This is a genomic window from Stenotrophomonas sp. YIM B13575 (assembly GCF_042787595.1).
Lineage (GTDB): Bacteria > Pseudomonadota > Gammaproteobacteria > Xanthomonadales > Xanthomonadaceae > Stenotrophomonas > Stenotrophomonas lactitubi_B.
The window spans coordinates 236571-253929 of record NZ_JBHZOP010000012.1 but is presented as its reverse complement, the minus strand read 5'-3'; the positions used below and the strand labels follow the sequence as shown (position 1 = coordinate 253929).

Sequence of the window (17359 nt, the reverse complement as noted above, 5' to 3'; positions counted from 1 at the left end):
AAGATCGCCTGGGGCGTCTTCAAGAGCGGTCGGGACTTTGATCCAGCCATGCTGAAAGTGGGTCAAGCCTGCTTCCAGCAGGCTTGACCACAAACATAGGATCTCGGCTCTACATTGCCCCGCCCGTGTGCATTTGGCAGACTGCGCGGCTCTTTTTTCAAGGAGCGATGCCGTGCAGGAAATGATTCTGCCGTTGAAGCGCTACGCCCAGTTCGAAGGCCGCGCCAATCGCCGCGAGTACTGGATGTTCCAGCTGTTCCTGTTGCTTGCGGCTACCGCGGTAGGCGCGATTTCAATGATGGTGGCATTCGTTGCTGCGGTTTTCCTGCAGGCCGATTCCAGCTGGATGGCCGGGATCACCATCGGGGCACTGGCGCTGGTAGGTCTGCTCTGGCTGGCCACGATCGTGCCGCTTATCGCAGTGACCGTGCGCCGCCTGCATGACTGCAACCAGTCGGGCTGGCTGTACCTGCTGGCGCTGGTGCCGATGGGCGGCCTGGTGATCCTGGTGTTCGCGCTGCTGCCGGGTACGCCGCAGGACAATTCCTACGGTCCGGTACCCGCCGGTCCCTGATGTCGCCAACGTCGCCTCACGCAACGAAGCCGGCTTTGAGCCGGCTTCGTCGTTTCCGTGCTGCTGTCAGCGCTGCCGGCCCGATTACTGCAGTACGCAGTCGCCCAACGCCAGGTAGTCCGATCCCGAGCTGAACTGCAGTGTGCAGCTGGCGGTGAAGGAGACGCCTTCTTCCATCGCTGCCAGCTTGGCGTTCTGCTCGTCATCGGAAGCGGTCAGGCGGGCCAGCACCTGGCCCTCTTCGTCGCCCGCCTCAAGGACCGGTTCGCCCTGCAGGTTGCTGGAGGCGCCCAGGCTCACCGCCGTGAACTGCACGGTCTGGTTGAGCTCTTCCAGCCCAAGGGAGGAATAGCCGGCCTCTTCATAGGCCGAATACAGCCCGGCAAGGCTTGGCGCGGCGTGGCCTGCCAGCGGAGCGAGGAGGCCGGCGACGAGTGCGATCAGTGCTTTGTGCTTCAAGGTGTTCTCACAATCATGGGATCCGATCCCATGGCGGTTGTGGAGCTGATGGGCAGGGGCCACGCAGGCGCCCGCGAGGGCGGGGCGATTCCTGCGCCCCGATGGCGGGAAAAGTAGATGAACACGGACTTCCGGCGCAAGCGCTGGCGCGCGCGTGATACACAGCGTGACGTTTGATCGATGTGATAATCATTCGCGTTTAAGGTAGACTGCGGTCCCTTGTGAACCGGTGGCCGTGTGCCGCTTTCGCCGTCACTGATGAAGTCTTCCGTCCTGCCTCCGCGCCGTGGCCCGCTGCTGTCCGGCCTGGCCGCCTTGATGATGGGCCTGCTCCTGGCTACTCCGTACGCATACGCGCAGCAACGCAATCCGCTGCAGAAGATGGGCCAGACCGTGCTCGATGAGCCGGCGGCCAGTTACCGCTTCGAGCGTTTCGTGATCGACAGCCCCGACCAGCAGCGCCGCTGGCGGGTGAATGTCGCGATCCCGGCCAAGGCCTCGACGACCGCAGCGCCGGTGCTGTACGCGCTGGACGGCAACGCCGTGGCAATGGTGCTGGACCAGCCGTTGCTGGCCGAGCTGGCCGCACGCAAGGCGCCGCCGGTACTGGTGCTGATCGGCTACGACAACGACCTGCGCATCGATTCGGCCGCGCGCACCCGCGACTACACCGCCTGGATCGATCGCGCCGATGATGAAAGCGGCAAGACCCAGGCCGTTGGCGGCGGCGCAGCTGCCTTCCTCGACATGATCGAGCGCCGCATCAAGCCCGAAGTCGAGCGCCGGGCAAAGATCGACACCCAGCAGCAGGCGCTGTGGGGGCATTCGCTGGGCGGCCTGTTCGTGCTCAGCAGCCTGTACACCCGTCCGGCCGCCTTCCAGTACTACCTCAGCGCCAGCCCGTCGTTGTGGTGGAGCCAGGGCGCGCCGCTCGGTGATGCCGAGCAGCAGTTCGTGCAGAACGCACACGGTCAGCCCGCGAAGGTGTGGCTGATGCTCGGCGGTGCCGAGCGCGTCGGCGACCGCGGCAAGCGTGACATGAGCAATCCGCGCGTGGTCGCGCATCTGCGCCGTATTGGTGGCGCCACCCCGGATGCGGCGATGCAGCTGGCCGAACGCTTGGACAACGTGCCGGGGCTGAGCGTGCAGTACCGCGAGTTTCCCGGCCTCGGCCATGGCCCGATGCTGCCTGCGTCCTTCCACGCGGCGCTGCATGAACTGTATGGCGTGACCGACCGCAGCGCCGGTGACGGCCAGCCAACCGGTGGTGACAACGCCGCCGAATGAATCCCTCGCACGGCAGTGCCGTGCGACCCCACTACCCAGGCGGACTGTCGACGTGCAGCGGCCAAGGCAACCGATGAATCCCGCGCCACCAGGCGCGGCCTACGTGTGCAAGGAGCCTTCCATGTCGTTCCGTCCGTCTTTCCGCCTCACTTCCCTGGCCGCCGGCCTGCTGCTTGCAGTGACCGCCACCGCACAGCCGGTGTTCGACCAGCCGGCCAGCGCCACCTTCAAGGGCCAGGTTGTCTCACGCGGTGAGAACGTGGTTCCCGGCAGCACCGCCGATGTCACCGGCCGCGGCTTCGTGCCGGGCCAGCAGGTCAGCCTGCTGCGTGGCGATACCGTGCTCAACAGCCAGCCGGTGGTGGTCGATGCCGATGGGAACTTCAAGACCCAGCTGGCCATTCCGGCCGACGCGGTGCCGGGCACCCATCCGGTGGTGGTGCGCGCCAGCCAGCCCGCCGCCGCAACCGTGCTGAAGCTGCGCGTGTCGCCGCAGTTGCCGCTGTCGGGCCAGGCGAAGTTCGCCACCCAGTCCAACAAGCTGGTGCCGGGCCTGTACCAGTCGGCCTACAGCGCCGCCAGCAACGCAGTGTTCGTGACCTCGGCCGTCGGCCGTCCGCCGGTCACCCAGTCGCAGCTGCTGAAGCTGGACCCGAAGTCGCTGAAGGTGACCAAGGCCATCACCCCGGCACAGGTGCCGGGCAGCACCAACGGTGCAGTGTTCGCGGTGTACGGCGTGGGCGTGGATGATGCCAATGGCAACGTCTGGGTCAGCAACACCCGCCAGGACACCGTGGCCGTCTATCGCCAGGCGGATCTGTCGCTGGTGCATCAGTTCCCGGTCGGCACCGTGCCGCACGCCCGCGACGTCGTGGTCGACAGCACGCACGGCAAGGTGTTCGCCTCGGCCACCGGCGAAGACCATCTGTCGGTGTTCGATGCGAAGACGCTGAAGCCGCTGGAGCTGATCACTCTGGCCTCCGGCGTGGACGACGAGAAGTTCGTGCCGATGAGCCTGGTGCTGGATGAGCCCAGCGGCAAGCTGTTCACGGTCAGCATCGGTACGCCGGAAGCGGCGGTGATCGATGTGGCCAGCGGCAAGGTCGAGAAGGTGATCGACCTGGGCAATTCGATCAGCGCCTCGGGCGTGGCCTTCGATGCCCAGCGCAACCGCCTCTACGTGGCCTCGCAGGGCACCGACAACCTGCTGATCGTCGACGTGGCCAGCGGCAAGGTCGTGCACGACGTGCCGGTCGGCGCTGGCGCACTGAACGTCGCCTTCGATGCGAAGAGCGGCCTGGCCTATGTCACCAATCGCGGTGCTGGCACGGTCACCGCTGTTGATCGTGATGGCAAGGTGGTCGGCAACCTCGATGGCGGCACCTTCCCCAATCACGTCCGCGCCGATGGCAAGGGCAATGTCTTCGCCGTGAACAAGTCGCGTGGCGCTGAGGATCCGAAGGGTGACCGCATCACCCGCATCAGCCTGCGCCAGCCGTAAGCCACAGGGCAGGGCGGCACCCCGTCGCCCTGCCAGCAAGGAGAACCTGCATGAACATCGCTCCCCGCCTGCGCCTGTGTGCGCTCCCGCTTGCCGTTTCACTGGTGCTGGCCGCCTGTGGCGACAAGGCACCGCCGTCTTCGGGCAACCCCGACGCAGCTGCGCCGACTGCCGCCACCGCCGAGGCCGGGGCGCTGCCCGCAGGCTGGCAGCGGGTGGCGGGCAATGACGTGCCAACCCTGCCGGGGCAGCAGGCGGTTCTGCCGAGCAAGGTGCAGTCCGACGATGGCGCCGGTGTGGAGGTGGATGACACCAGCCGGATCATTGCCGGCGGTGACGACATCATCGCGGTGATTGAAGCACTGGGGCTGGGCAAGCAGGTGTTCGCCGCGCCGACCAACACCACGACTCAGGCAGGCCTGGCCGCGCCGCACCAGTTCCTGTTCAACCGCACCACCGGCGTGGAGGGCGTGCTGAGCCTGCAGGGCTCGCTGTTCATCGGCAACAGCCTGCGTCGCCACACCGAACTGGCCAAGAAACTGCGCGAAGTGGGCGAGCCCGCAGTGGTGATCGATGACCTGCAGCCGGCACCGGACAAGGTGCGCAAGATTGCCGCCGTGCTCGGCGTGGCCGATGCAGGGCAGGCCCTGGCCACGCAGGTGCAGCGACAGCTGGACGAGGCGGCGGCGATCGGCAAGGGTCTCGCGCATGCGCCGCGGGTGATCCATGTGTCGGCGACGGGCGCAGGCGGTGCGCCGACCGTGGCCGGTGCCGATAGCGCGTCGGCCAAACTGATCGCGCTGGCCGGCGGCATCAACATCGGCACCGAGGCCGGCGTGGCCAACTATTCGCAGCTGAGCAACGAAGGCGTGGTCGCGGCGGCACCGGAAGTGATCCTGGTGACCGAGCATGACCTGCAGCTGTTCGGCGGTGCCGAGGGTCTGTGGAAGGCCTACCCGACGCTGAAGCAGACCCCGGCCGGACAGGCCAACCGGGTCTGGGTGATGCCGGATGCGCAGCTGAAGTACGCCAGCATCGGTTCTGGTGCGGGCGCGTTGGCGCTGGCACAGGCGCTGGCGGCGCTGCCGAAGGCATGAGTCCTGCGGATCGACGCCGCCGTCGCGGGCGGACGATGTTGTTGATTGCGCTGGTCGCGCTGCTGGGTGCGGTGCTGGCGTCGTTCGCCGTGGGCCCGCTGCGGCTGCCGCCTCTGGAAGTGATGCAGGCGCTGGCGGTGAAGCTGGGCCTGCTCGATCCGCAATCGGTCAGCAGCCGTGACCTGGCCGTGGTGTGGCAGCTGCGCATTCCGCGTGCGCTGCTGGGGGCCATGGTGGGCGCGGCGCTGGCGATGGCCGGCGCCAGCCTGCAGGGACTGTTCGGCAATCCGCTGGCCGATCCGGGCATCGTCGGTGTCAGCCAGGGCGCTGCGCTGGGCGCGGTGGCGGCGATCGTGCTCGGTGCCGCGGGTGCAGCCGGCTGGCTGGTGCCGGTGGCGGCATTCGGCGGCGGTGCCGCCGCGATCGGGTTGACCTACGCGTTGGCGCGGCCGGGCAAGGGTAGCGGCAATGCCACGTTGTTGCTGGTGGGCATTGCGATGGCCGCATTCTGCTCGGCATTGATCGGTTTCCTCACCTACATCGCCAACGAAAGCGAGCTGCAATCGCTGGTGTTCTGGCAGATGGGCTCGTTGGCGCGCGCCAACTGGGCCGATGTGGTCGCGGTGTTGCCGCTGTTTGCCATCGGTGCATTCGCGCTGCAGCGCCTGGCCACGCCGCTGGACATGCTGGCGCTGGGCGAACGACAGGCGCAGCACCTGGGGCTGGATGTGGCGCGTACACGGCGCCTGCTGGTGGCGTTCAGTGCGCTGTTGGTGGGCTCTGCGGTGGCATTCGCTGGTTCGATCAGTTTCGTCGGCCTGGTGGTGCCGCACGTGGCGCGCCTGCTGGTCGGCCCCGGCCATCGCTGGCTGCTGCCGTTGTCGGGCCTGCTGGGGGCGCTGCTGATCGTGGTGGCCGACACTGCTGCACGCACCCTGGACCCGCCTGCCGAGATTCCGCTGGGCCTGTTCTCCGCCGCGCTGGGCGCGCCGTTCTTCCTGTGGCTGGTGCTGCAGCAGCGTCGCAAGGCCGCCGCATGAGCGCTTTTCTGCAATTGCGCGACGTGGTGGTGCGCCGTCAACAGCGCGAGATCCTGCATGGCATCACCCTTGCGTTCCAGCCGGGCACGGTGACGGCACTGGTGGGGCCCAATGGCGCCGGCAAGTCCACCCTGCTGGGTGTGGCGGCCGGCGATCTGCGCGCCGATGGTGGCGACGTGCATCTGCACGGACGCCCGCTGCGTGACTACAAGGCCGGGCCGCTGGCACGCGAACGTGCGGTGATGCCACAGGAACACGGTGTGCGCTTCGCCTTCAGCGTGGAAGAAGTCGTGGCGATGGGGCGCCTGCCGCATCCGCCGGACCCGCAAGTGGACGATGCGCAGGTGGAACGCGCGATCGATGCTGCCGAACTGCAGGCGCTGCGCCTGCGCGAAGTGCAGCAGCTGTCGGGCGGTGAATCGGCGCGGACCACCTTCGCCCGCGTGCTGGCACAGGACACGCCGTTGCTGCTGCTGGACGAACCTACGGCTGCGCTGGATCTGCGCCATCAGGAGCGCACCCTGCGCAGCGTGCGTGCCTGCGCCGAAGCGGGCGCATGCGTGATCGTGGTGCTGCATGACCTCAATCTGGCGGCCGGTTACTCCGATCGCATCGTGCTGCTGGAACAGGGCAGGGTGGCCGCTGACGGCACGCCTTCGGAGGTGCTGACCGAGGCCAACCTGCAGCGCGTGTACCAGCAGGACGTGGTGGTGCTGCAGCATCCGCGCCGCGGTGTGCCGTTGGTGGTGGTGACCTGATGCGGTAAAGCCGCGCAGAGCGGGGCGAAGTATCATTGGCGGTTCGTTTTTCTCAACGGAATGACCCCCATGAAATACATCCTCCCGCGCGCGACACTGCTGGCTTCGATCATTGCTGCATCGTGCACGGCGCACGCCGCTCCCGTCCGCACGGTTGTGCTGGACAAGGTGGCTGACCAGGCGACCTCGATCGAAATCCGTCATGCGAAGGGTGCCGGCGCCGCCTCCGATCTGTTCACCACGCATTACTACACCGGTGGCGCGATGCTGATGGCCTGGGGCAATCAAAGCGTGCTGCTGCTCTGCAAGAAGTCGGCGTATCTGAAGCTGCCGGGCATGAAGCCTGCGGCCAGCGAACTGCCGCTGGAGAAGCGGCAGATGATCGGCTACGAAGCAATGATGGCGGGCTACGGCGGCATCGCTGCCGTGGGTGGACTGGTGGATGGCAAGATCGAAGTTGCCGATGACGGCAGTGAAGTGCGCCGCCAGGCCGAGCGGTCATGGGCCTATGGCGTTGAACGCTACGACGTGATCAGTCAGCGCATGCCCAATGGTGCGCTGCGCGTGCGCGCACTGAAGACCGCCACGGTGAACAATGCTAAGCCGTCGAAGCCGGGTGACACCTTCAGTACCGAAGACGACCAGGCGGCCCGCCTGCGTGAGCTGGGTGCGGTGGGCAGCTGGACCGAAGTGACGATCCACGACACGCCCCGTCGCGGCGAGATCAACGCCGCCTTCCCGCTGAAGGACTGGGTGTCGGTGACGGGGGATCACGCCGCGACGGTGGGTGAGGCGCGGCGTATCAACGGCTGCGAGTGATTACTTTTTGAGACATGCCCATTCCATTGCGCCTCATCGTTCCATCCATGCGCGCAATATTCACTTGCGCGCCAGACTGACAGGTCTAGAATGCGCCGCATGAACCGGATGCCGCTCCTGAAGTTTTTCACCCTGACCCGCGCAAGCGCGGAACGGGCGTGTCTGCCTGGAGCCCCACGAGGCCGCTGATCGCGGCCTTCGCTGGACCATCCACAGAGCGCCCTCCGGGGCGCTCTTTTCGTTTCCGCCTTCCATCCCTCAACCCGCTCCACCGCAAGGAGAACGTGCCATGCACCAGATCGCCGAGACCGAACGTCAGCCGCACACCCTGTAGCCAACCGGGGTGTGCGGCCCCCGAAGTTGGCCCAGCAGGAACCCATCTCATGAACACCCATACTCTGTCGCGTCTTCGCAACCTCGGCATCATTGCCCACATCGACGCTGGCAAAACCACCCTTACCGAACGCCTTCTGTGGAAGACCGGCGAGATCCACCGCGTCGGCGAAGTGCACGACGGCAACGCGACCACCGACTTCTCGGCGATCGAACGCGAGCGTGGCATCACCATCGGCGCCGCCGCCGTGCACGCGCAATGGGCGCCGCGCGATCTGCCGCTGCATCAGCTGACCCTGATCGACACCCCCGGCCACATCGACTTCGCCATCGAGGTCGAGCGCTCGCTGCGTGTGCTCGACGGTGCCGTGGCCGTGTTCTCGGCCGTGGACGGCGTGCAGCCGCAGTCGGAAACCGTGTGGCGCCAGGCGCGCCGGCATGGCGTGCCGTTGATTGCGTTCGTCAACAAGATGGATCGCATCGGCGCGTCGTTCGAGCGCGTGCTGGAGCAGCTGCAGGACAAGCTGCGGGCGCGCCCTTGGGCGCTGGGCGTACCGTTGGGCAGTGAAGGTGACTTCCATGGCTGGGTCGACCTGGTCGATGGCCGCGTGCTGCACTGGCAGGACGGTGGCGCGGCGACAGTGACGGCATGGAGCGACGCCGAGCGCGCGCAGTGGCAGCCGCAGCGCAATGCGCTGGTCGAGGCCGTGGCCGACCATGACGATGTACTGGCAACGGCGTGGCTGGAAGGCCGTGATATCGACGCGGCGATGCTGCGCGCAGCGATCCGTCGCGCGACGCTGTCTGGTGCCGGCGTGCCGGTGCTGGCCGGTGCCGCGTTCAAGGACAAGGGCATCGAAACGCTGCTGGACGCGGTGGTCGATTACCTGCCGTCGCCGCTGGATCGTCCTGCGGTTACGGCCGAAGGCGAGGGCGGGGACGTCCTGCTGCCGCCGGACCCGGACGGCCCGTTGGCGGGCCTGCTGTTCAAGATCACCCACCAGCAGCACGGCGCACTGAGCTTCGTGCGGCTGTACTCGGGCACCTTGAAGGTGGGCGACAACGTGGCCAGCTCGCAGCACCCGCAAGGGCGCCGCATCAGCCGGCTGGTGCGCGTGCAGGCCGACCAGACCCAGGACATCGCGCAGGCGGTGGCCGGCGACATCGTGGCGGTGCTGGGCTGGAAGGATGCGGTCAGCGGTGAAACGCTGAGCGGGCGAGGGCAGCCGTTGCGTCTGGAGAGCATCCAGGCGCAGGCCCCGGTGCTGGCGTGGCGGCTGGAGCCGGCGCGTGCGGCCGACCTGATCCGATTGGCGCAGGGCCTGGCCAGTCTGGCCCAGGAAGATCCCTCGTTCCGGGTGGAAACCGATGGCGACACCGGTGAAACCCTGGCCTGGGGCATGGGCGAGCTGCACCTGGAAGTGATGGTCGAACGCCTGCGCAGCGAATGGAAGCTGGACATCGGCATTGGCGCGCCGCGCGTCGCGTACCAGGAGACACCGCAGCGTGCCGTTGAAGGTGTTGTGGGCCGACTGGTCAAGCAGACCGGTGGCCAGGGCCAGTTCGCGCACGTGGTGCTGGACGTGGCGCCGCGCGACGACGGCGAGGTCGTGTTCAATGACCGCATCGTTGGTGGCGTGGTGCCGCGCAACTTCATCGCTGCGGTGGAGAAGGGCGTTCGTGCCGCGCTGTCGGAAGGCCCCCAGGGCCATCCGGTGGTCGGCATCGAGGTCAGCCTGGTGGATGGCCAGACCCACGCGAAGGATTCGTCGGAGATGGCGTTCCACCGGGCAGGCAGCGAGGGCATCAAGGCCGCGCTGGCGGCCAGCGGCACGCAGTTGCTGGAACCGGTGATGGCGGTGACGGTGCATTCGCCGTCCGCCTCGGTGGGTGACGTGGTGGGCGATCTGAATCGTCGCCATGGCCGCGTGGCCCGCATCGACGACCAGGACGGTCGCGCCGAAGTCAGCGGGTTCGCGCCGCTGGCACAGCTGGTCGGTTACACGACCTCGCTGCGTTCGCTGAGCCAGGGACGCGCCAGCAGCGAATCGCATCTGCACGGCTACGAGCCGGTGCGTGTGTCGTAAGGAAGGAGCAGGGGAGCCCGTTCGCGGGTTCCCCTTTTTGCGTATTGGCGGGGGCTCATCCACGCATGGCGTGGATCTACCCAAGGAAGTAGATCCACGCCATGCGTGGATGGGTGCCCTCCGTGCGCCACGCACCTGCACTGCATTGCAACAAAACTGCAGAAAAAGCTGGATTAAAGTGATGCCTCACGATAAATTGCGCACCCCCCGTTGCTTGCCGCCGCCCGCACCCTGCCCATGCGTGATGACAATGATCCCGGAACCCTGGAGCTGCCCCTGCCGCGCAAACGCGGTCGGCCGCCCAAGTTCGGGTACGCAATGAGCGACGCGCAGCGAGCTGCACGCTATCGGGCGCGCCGCGCAGGGCAGGCCAACCACGCCGACGTGCGGCACTGCAGCGACATGGTCCTGCTGGACAAGATCCGCGCAGCAGTCAGTGCGCGCGACACCGAGTTGGCCGGCTTCCTGGTCCACGTTCTGTGGCAGCGTTATCCGTTGCAGCTGAAATAAGTGAGCCGCGGGGTGGCCGTTGCCACCTGCCTTGTTGATAATGCGGGATTCAGGTTGTTCCCGCTGGCGCGCCCGGGATGGCAGGCGCGCATGATCGACATGGTTTCCACGATGACCACCACCAGCGACACCACCACCGAAGCTGCGCCGAGCAGCGCGCCCCTGTTCTACACCCGTCCGGTGCCGCTGCAGGCGGATCTGCACGCCGATCTGCGCATCCTGCCGGGCAAGCTCGAGTTCGCTGCCAGCAGCAACTCGATCCCGCTGGTGCTGGGCGAATTCTCGCTGGCGCTGCACCACTTCCCGATCCTGTTCGCAGGCCCGAGCGCGGTGCCGATGGCCGCCGTGGGTGTGACCACCGACAACCTGTTCATCACCGATGGCCTGTGGGACGACGAGACCTACATCCCGGCCTACCTGCGCCGCCATCCCTTCATCTTCATCGACACCGGCGCGGACAATGACTTCCTGCTCGGCATCGACGAAGAGAGCCCGCGCATCGTCCGTGGCGGCGAAGAAGGTCAGCCGCTGTTCGTCGATGGCAAGGCCACCGACATGGTGCAGCAGGCACTCGAGTTCTGCGGCCAGTTCACCCGCGAGCACGAACAGACCCAGGCCTTCTCCAAGGCGCTGGTCGACAACGGCCTGCTGGTCGAGCGCAACGCCACCGTGCGCCTGCCCGATGGCCGCGAGTTCAACCTCAACGGCTTCTTCGTCGTCGACGTGGAGAAGTTCATTGCACTGCCGGACGCGACCGTCGTCGAATGGCATCGCAACGGCTGGCTGGCGCTGATCCACCAGCACCTGATGTCGCTGGGTCGCTTCAACGACCTGACCCGCCGCCAGGCGGGCCGTAACGCCGCCTGATTCAGGCCGCCGGCGTGGCTTCCGTACTCTGGGAGCCACGCCAGCTTTGCATCTCTGCCAGTGCCTGGCGCGCATCGTCCCACCTGGGTGGCACGCAGTCGCCCAACTCCCAGAGCTCACCGGCAAGCGCCGCCATGCCGCCCGCGCCGAGCATCTGCAACACGCCTTGCAGTCGATGCGCGTGATGGCGCAGTCGAGCGGCATCGCAATGATCGATCGCCTCCTGCAGGCATTGCACCTCACGATCGATATCGTCTTCGTAGGCGACCGCCAGTTCGTCGGCACCACCCGCGCTGGTGCTGGCCGCCACAAGCTGATCCAGCACTTCCAGTAGCGCATCGACCTGCAGCGGCTTGACCAGCACCGCGTCGATGCCGGCCGCCTGGCAGCGCAGCGCGTGGTCGACACCGGTGAAGGCGGAGAGCGCAAGCAGGCGGGTGCGAGGTGCTCCTTCCGTCTCACACAGCCGCAATTGCCGGGCCAGCGCATAGCCATCCATTCCCGGCAGGCCGATGTCGAGCATCACCAGCGGGCAGGGCGCTTCCCTCTGCAGGGCCAATGCCTCGTCGGCATTGGCAGCTTCCTGCACCGTCGCGCCCCAACAGCGCAGCTGGGCCGCAATAACCCGGCGGTTCAGTGCGTGGTCCTCGACCAGCAGGATGCGCGTACCGGTCAGCTGGGGCAAGGTGGGTGCGGCTGCGGGGGGCGGCGGATCCTCCCGCACCCGCTGCACGGGTAGGCGAAGAATGAAACGACTGCCACGGCCATGCACGCTATGAACATCCAGAGTGCCGCCCATCGCTTCGGCCAGTGTGCGACAGATCGACAGGCCCAGTCCGCTGCCGCCGCGCTGCCTGCCCGCGGCGGCCTGCTGGAAGGGGGCGAACAGCCCTTTCATCTGCGCTGGCGCGATGCCGATGCCGCTATCGATGACTTCTATCAGCAGTGATGCGGGCTTTGCCGGCGTATCCAGCTGCAGGCGCAGTTCAACGCCGCCTACGTCGGTGAACTTGACGGCATTACCGAGCAGGTTGTCGAGCAGTTGTCGCAGGCAGTCCGGGTCGGTTGCCAGCAGTGGAAATGGCGCCTGGGACGCGGACAGCTGCAGGCGCAGCGCTTTCTTCTGCGCCTCGGGTGCAATGGCCTGCAGCGCCTGCGTGCATACCGCATGAGCGTCGCAGGGCAGCAGCTTCGGCCGGAAAGTACCACTGGCCAGACGGGAAAAATCCACTGTGCGATTGAGCAGTCCGCGCAGTGCCTGGCCCGCGTTCGCAGCGGCGGCCACCAGCTCGCGCTGGCCAGCCGGCAGTGGCGCCTGGCCCAGCAGGTCGATTGACGCCATGACCGCCTGGGCCGAATTGCGCACCTCATGGCTGAGCATGCCGGCCATCTGGATCTGCTTCTGATCAAACCCCTGCTGCAGGCGTAGTCTGCGCGTGGCCAGCAATGGAAGCGTCAGCAGAACAGCGACCGCAGGCAACAGCCAGAGTGTGGCGGCACTGAACTGGTGCCGCAGCGTCTGCGCGAACGCGGCCGGCAGCGCCTGCTGGGCCCAGCGCTGCAGCAGCTGGGCATGTTCTTCGATGGTGATGTCGTCCAGTGCCGCCTCGATGCGCTCAAGCAGCTTCTGGTCTTCGCGCCTGGCAAGCAGGTGCAGCTGGGTTGGAAAACTGGCATCAAGCACCTGCAGGCGCAGGCTGTGGGAGAAGTGCCGCCGCGTCATCGCGCGCGCAGTGGATTCCAGGCCGATCGCTACGTCGGCGATGCCGGCATCCACCGCCGCCAACGCCGCGCGCATGCTGGGCTGGGGCAGGACGGTTACTGCAGGGTGGTGTTCGGCCAGCCACGCCGGATAGGGGCCGCCTTCAACGGCTGCGATCCGCAGCGTGCCGACATCGGCAACCCGACGCGGCAAGCGCTCACCAATGCGGCCAGCCAGCACGCTCGCGCCACCATGAAAGCTGCGCGAGGGCGCCAGGCTGGGGCAGGGCAGGCGCGCGCCATCGCCATCGCCCTGCACCAGTACAAGGTCCGCCCGGCCGTCACAGACGGCTGCCATCGCTGCGAGGGTGCTGGGAAACGGGACTTCGACGAAGGCCAGGCCGGAATGGCGGGCGACGAGCGCAGCATAGCCATGCGCCAGCGTCTGCAGCACCTCGGGGTCGGTCGCATCTTCGGGGGCGGGATGCAGTGTGGGGCCCGCGGCCACCCGCACCTCGCGTCCAGGCGCCCATACTCCGTGCTGGACATCGCCTGCGGACGTGCAGGGAAGCAGGGTAAACAGCGCCAGCAGCATGAACCTGCATGCGCGCTTGAACAGCGCAGTCACAGTGCCTCCAACTGCTGGCGCATCGCGAAGATCTCCGCATCATTGCGCAGGCCCAGCTTGCGCAGGGCTGCAATCTTCTGCGTGCTGACGGTCTTGACGCTGCGGTGCCGGTGCAAGGCAATCTCGGAAACGGTCAGCCCATCCAGGACCAGCCGGATGACCTCGCGCTCGTTCCGGCTCAGCGCATCGCAGGGTGTCAGCAGCTTGCACGTCGGCGGTATCCGGCAAAGCCCTTGCGCGACGCGCACGACCGCGTCGGAAAGTTCGGCCAAAGGCTCGGATTTGCCGACAAAGCCACTGAGTCCGGCATCCAGCAGGTGATTGATGATCGCTACCGAGTTCTGCCCCGCGAAGCCAAGCAGCGTTACCTGCGGCAGCGCCTGGCGCAGATGCTGGACGAGCTCGGCGCCGCTGATATCGCCGGGCGCCAGGGTGATGTCGATGATGGCCACATCCGCGTGGCACTGCTGCAGGCCCAGCACGAAGGCCTGGCTGTCACTGTGGCTGGCGACGATCTCGAAGCGACTGTCACTGCCGAGATGAAAGGCCGTGCCACGGCGGACGACGTCATGGTCATCAAGCAGGGCCAGGCGAAGCCGGCGCGGTGCAGGGAATCCGTTCATGCGCAGGAGTGTTGTCAGCGCCGAGTGGCGTGGCGCTCATTCTGGCGCTGCTGTCGCGTCGAGCATCGAAAACGTTCGATTTTTGAGACTTTTCTTAGAGCGTGGTTGGCAGAAGTTGGACTGTTGTGTCGGCAATGGCACGGGGTCAGTGTGGTGCAGTAGCCTGATGCGTCTGCCGGCTTCTGAGTTGCGTCCGCAGGTGTGCGCGGGTTGAGTGTGAGGCGGATGTTGACAATGCGCGGCGCTGGCAGGACGCCAGCATTGAGGGTGGCGCTGATTACGGGACGCTCAAAGCCGAAGCGGCCGATGGGCCCTAGGGGGGTCAATTAACGTGACGCGTCACGGCGACGGAATTGCTGGGCGGTGAATTCTGCAGGGCTGAGGGCTTGGATGACTCTCAGAATTCAACGTTCGCCCGGTGGCGCGTGCTTGGTTGATTGATTGAGCGTGCTGCCGGTGGTGGGCGTGTGCTGTAAGGATGAGCTGTGGTGAGTCTGGATGCTGCCGGCAGCCAAGGTGTGCGGCGGCTGGATGGCTGGGATGGCTGGGAATAGAAGCTGCGGTGATTCTGGGGGCGTCCTGGGGTGGCTGGGCGGATGACGGACCGGCAGCCCAGCTGCTTTGAACATAATATACATTATGCGAAATGCTGTATCTGCCGTGGTTGGGTTCGTCGGCTCTGCATGGCAATGGCTGCAGCCGACCCAACTAAAGTTGTTACGCCGCTCAACGTATTAGCGCTACTTCTCTGAAGTTGGCGCCTCCATCAAGTAAGTAACGCCATTAGTTGGCGTCCACTAGGCTCGACTGCAGGAACCGAGGTGATTCGGCTCGCCTTCTGGAGGCGAGCCTTCCAAGTAAAAGTGCTACTTCAGCGTTCTGCGGCCGCATGCACGCTTGAATTGGGCACGAAACTGGGCCGGCATTGGCTAGTTCCAGCGAAGTAGCAAGGATTGCAGCCAGGCGGTCATTGCTTCGACCGCTTGCGTTTCGGCCTAACATCAGCAGCGATGCGGACTTCTTTGGATCGCTTGAATGCAACTTCCAGCTGAGCTGGCAAATCTCGAAGTCCTGAAAGTTGTCCCTCGAGCGCGTCACATCTGCCGCGCAGGATATCGGCAGACTGACTGGCCGTGGCGGCCGCTGATTGGGCGGCCTGAATATCCTGACGCAGCTGCTTCTCAAGAGCTCTGTGTTGTTCGGATGCCTTGCTTAGCTGCACCTGGAGTTCTTTCACCTCCTGGCGGGCGCGATCAACATCGCTGAGCGCCCGATTCTCGACAGATCTGGTGTACTCAGTCCAGTCTTCTCGCTCAGATTTCGCCGTTTCTAGCGCTTCATGAAGCCTGGCGTCGAGTTGCTGTCTCGATGCTTCATTTTGATCGGCTCTTCGAAGCTCGACATCCCGCTGCTCTACAAGCTCTGACATCTGCAGACGGAGCTGGTCAACCAACCGTTGTAGCTCTGCAGCTTGCGTAGCGGCAATCCTCTCTCCTGTGAGAGCATCGTCGCGCTCTGAGCGCATTTGCGTCAGCTCGTCAGCTACAAGCCGGGATTTTGCGTCCAGTGCATCACGCCGGGCGGCCAGTGACTGCTCAGCCTCTGCAAGCTCTCGATGGGCGGCCTCCCGGGCATGACTCAACGCTAGCTCCCACCATTGTCCGGCGAGTTCTGCCAACACCGCTGGTCCATCTTCCAGGTCCGGACGCGCTGGCTGCAGACGCGTGCCAAGTCGCTTCCACCACGTCTCCAGCCAGCGCGTCACGGTGTTCGGGGAGCCTGTTCCCAAGTGGGCTCGAATGCGCTCCACAGTGGGACGCTCGCCGCTGGCCACCAGCGCGTCTGCTGCGTTATGTACATCCGATTCGGTGATGCCGCGGGCCATCTCAGGTCTCCGTTACGGGCGCCCTGCCCCATTGATTCCGTACTGGTGATAAGTGATGATTATCGCGGGTATAAGTTCCATTTCGTAGTATACATTACATAGTATGAAAGCTAATTCTACGATTCCGCTTCTTGCTGCGACGGCTGCCAGCCTGGTACTGCCCGAACGGCTGGCCCAACAGGCTGCCGATGCGGTGCGCGAGTTACTGGCCGAAGCCGCGGCTGAGAACACCACCCGCAGCTACACCAGTGCCCTGCGCTACTGGGCCGGTTGGCATGCGGCGCGCTACGGCATCGAACTGGCCTTGCCGGTGCCCGAAGCCACGGTGCTGCAGTTCGTGGTCGACCACGTGCAGCGCCGCTCGGCCGAAGGTGACTTGGCCTGGGAACTGCCGCAGGCCATCGACCAGGCCCTGGTGGCCGCGGGCCTCAAGGCCAAGCTCGGCCCGTGGACCTTGGCCACCGTGCGCCATCGCGTTGCCGTCCTGTCCACCGCGCACCGGCTCAAGCAAGTCACCAATCCCTGCGAGCAGCCGGCGATCCGCACCGTGCTCAGTCGTGCCGCGCGGGCCGCCGTCAAGCGTGGCGAACGGCCACGTAAGAAGACCGCCATCACCCTGCCCGAACTGGAAGCGTTGCTAGCCACCTGCGACGACAGTCTGGAAGGAATTCGGGACCGCGCCCTGCTCTGCTTCGGGTTTGCCAGCGGCGGCCGCCGGCGCAGCGAGATCGCTGCCGCCGATCTGCGCGACCTGCGCCGGATCGGCGAAGCGGGCTACATCTACCGGCTCGAGCACAGCAAGACCCAGCAGGCTGGCGTTACCGCCACCTCGACCCCGGACAAGCCGGTGCTGGATCGGGCCGCCCTCGCCTTGCAGGATTGGCTGGAAGCGTCCGGGATCACCGAGGGGGCGATTTTCCGGCGGTTGTGGAAACAACGTGTCGGCCCTGCCCTCTCCCCGGCCGCGGTCGGCGAGATCGTGCAGCGACGGGCGCGCTTGGCGGGGCTGGAGGGGGATTTTGGTGGGCACAGCCTGCGGTCGGGGTTCGTGACCGAAGCTAGCCGTCAAGGGGTGGCGCTGCCGGCGATAATGCAATTGACCGAGCATAGGTCTGTGTCGAGTGTGATGGGGTATTTCCAAGCTGGCGGAGCCGCGGACAATCCGGCTGCTCGGCTCCTTGAGGACTGAA

15 protein-coding genes are annotated in these 17359 nt (G+C 66.1%); 11 read left to right on the top strand and 4 right to left on the bottom strand.

The features are described 5' to 3' along the window. Positions 1 to 172 precede the first annotated feature (172 nt). The gene (locus ACFX4F_RS03300; protein WP_099818433.1) at positions 173 to 574 is read left to right on the top strand and encodes a DUF805 domain-containing protein; all 402 of its coding nucleotides are present in this window, start codon (positions 173 to 175) and stop codon (positions 572 to 574) included. A gap of 84 nt (positions 575 to 658) precedes the next feature. On the opposite strand, the gene ACFX4F_RS03295 is transcribed toward ACFX4F_RS03300, so the two are convergent. After that, on the bottom strand, positions 659 to 1033 hold the full coding sequence (locus ACFX4F_RS03295; RefSeq protein WP_380652251.1) for a hypothetical protein: 375 nt from the start codon (positions 1031 to 1033) through the stop codon (positions 659 to 661). A 258-nt stretch (positions 1034 to 1291) separates the two neighbouring features. Between ACFX4F_RS03295 and ACFX4F_RS03290 the strand changes: the two genes are divergently transcribed. From ACFX4F_RS03290 to ACFX4F_RS03250, 9 genes are all read left to right on the top strand, one after another. Further along, positions 1292 to 2320, top strand: coding sequence for an alpha/beta hydrolase (locus tag ACFX4F_RS03290; RefSeq protein WP_380652248.1), 1029 nt, complete (start codon positions 1292 to 1294; stop codon positions 2318 to 2320). A 121-nt stretch (positions 2321 to 2441) separates the two neighbouring features. Further along, a complete protein-coding gene (locus ACFX4F_RS03285; RefSeq protein WP_380652245.1) occupies positions 2442 to 3821 on the top strand; it encodes an ATP-binding protein in 1380 nt (459 codons plus the stop codon). A gap of 50 nt (positions 3822 to 3871) precedes the next feature. Next, positions 3872 to 4918, top strand: coding sequence for a hemin ABC transporter substrate-binding protein (locus ACFX4F_RS03280; protein WP_380652242.1), 1047 nt, complete (start codon positions 3872 to 3874; stop codon positions 4916 to 4918). Continuing rightward, positions 4915 to 5958, top strand: coding sequence for an iron ABC transporter permease (locus tag ACFX4F_RS03275; protein WP_089241109.1), 1044 nt, complete (start codon positions 4915 to 4917; stop codon positions 5956 to 5958). The genes ACFX4F_RS03280 and ACFX4F_RS03275 overlap by 4 nt, the downstream gene beginning before the upstream one ends. Beyond that, a complete protein-coding gene (locus ACFX4F_RS03270) occupies positions 5955 to 6716 on the top strand; it encodes a heme ABC transporter ATP-binding protein (protein ID WP_380652239.1) in 762 nt (253 codons plus the stop codon). The genes ACFX4F_RS03275 and ACFX4F_RS03270 overlap by 4 nt, the downstream gene beginning before the upstream one ends. Before the next feature lie 69 nt (positions 6717 to 6785). Continuing rightward, a complete protein-coding gene (locus ACFX4F_RS03265; RefSeq protein WP_099818440.1) occupies positions 6786 to 7535 on the top strand; it encodes a hypothetical protein in 750 nt (249 codons plus the stop codon). A 383-nt stretch (positions 7536 to 7918) separates the two neighbouring features. Then, entirely contained in the window at positions 7919 to 9955 is a 2037-nt protein-coding gene (fusA, locus tag ACFX4F_RS03260; protein WP_380652234.1) for an elongation factor G, read from the top strand. A gap of 237 nt (positions 9956 to 10192) precedes the next feature. Then, complete coding sequence (locus ACFX4F_RS03255; RefSeq protein ID WP_099818767.1) at positions 10193 to 10465, top strand: hypothetical protein; 273 nt, start codon at positions 10193 to 10195, stop codon at positions 10463 to 10465. A 111-nt stretch (positions 10466 to 10576) separates the two neighbouring features. Further along, positions 10577 to 11332 carry a SapC family protein gene (locus ACFX4F_RS03250; RefSeq protein ID WP_099818768.1) on the top strand — a complete coding sequence of 252 codons (756 nt, stop codon included), beginning with the start codon at positions 10577 to 10579 and terminating at the stop codon, positions 11330 to 11332. Between the two features lies 1 nt (position 11333). Here the strand turns inward: ACFX4F_RS03250 and ACFX4F_RS03245 are convergent, their stop codons facing one another. The 3 genes from ACFX4F_RS03245 to ACFX4F_RS03235 all read right to left on the bottom strand — a co-directional run bounded on the left by ACFX4F_RS03245 (position 11334) and on the right by ACFX4F_RS03235 (position 16169). Further along, complete coding sequence (locus ACFX4F_RS03245; protein ID WP_380652231.1) at positions 11334 to 13661, bottom strand: ATP-binding protein; 2328 nt, start codon at positions 13659 to 13661, stop codon at positions 11334 to 11336. Then, positions 13658 to 14284, bottom strand: a complete 627-nt coding sequence (locus ACFX4F_RS03240) for a response regulator (RefSeq protein ID WP_380652228.1) — start codon at positions 14282 to 14284, stop codon at positions 13658 to 13660. Before ACFX4F_RS03240 ends, ACFX4F_RS03245 begins: the two co-directional genes overlap by 4 nt. Positions 14285 to 15251: 967 nt before the next feature. Further along, positions 15252 to 16169, bottom strand: a complete 918-nt coding sequence (locus tag ACFX4F_RS03235; RefSeq protein WP_380652225.1) for a DNA-binding protein — start codon at positions 16167 to 16169, stop codon at positions 15252 to 15254. Positions 16170 to 16272: 103 nt separating this feature from the next. Here ACFX4F_RS03235 and ACFX4F_RS03230 point away from each other — a divergent pair, with 103 nt between their 5' ends. Then, the gene (locus tag ACFX4F_RS03230; RefSeq protein WP_164280139.1) at positions 16273 to 17358 is read left to right on the top strand and encodes a site-specific integrase; all 1086 of its coding nucleotides are present in this window, start codon (positions 16273 to 16275) and stop codon (positions 17356 to 17358) included. Position 17359: the final 1 nt, after the last annotated feature.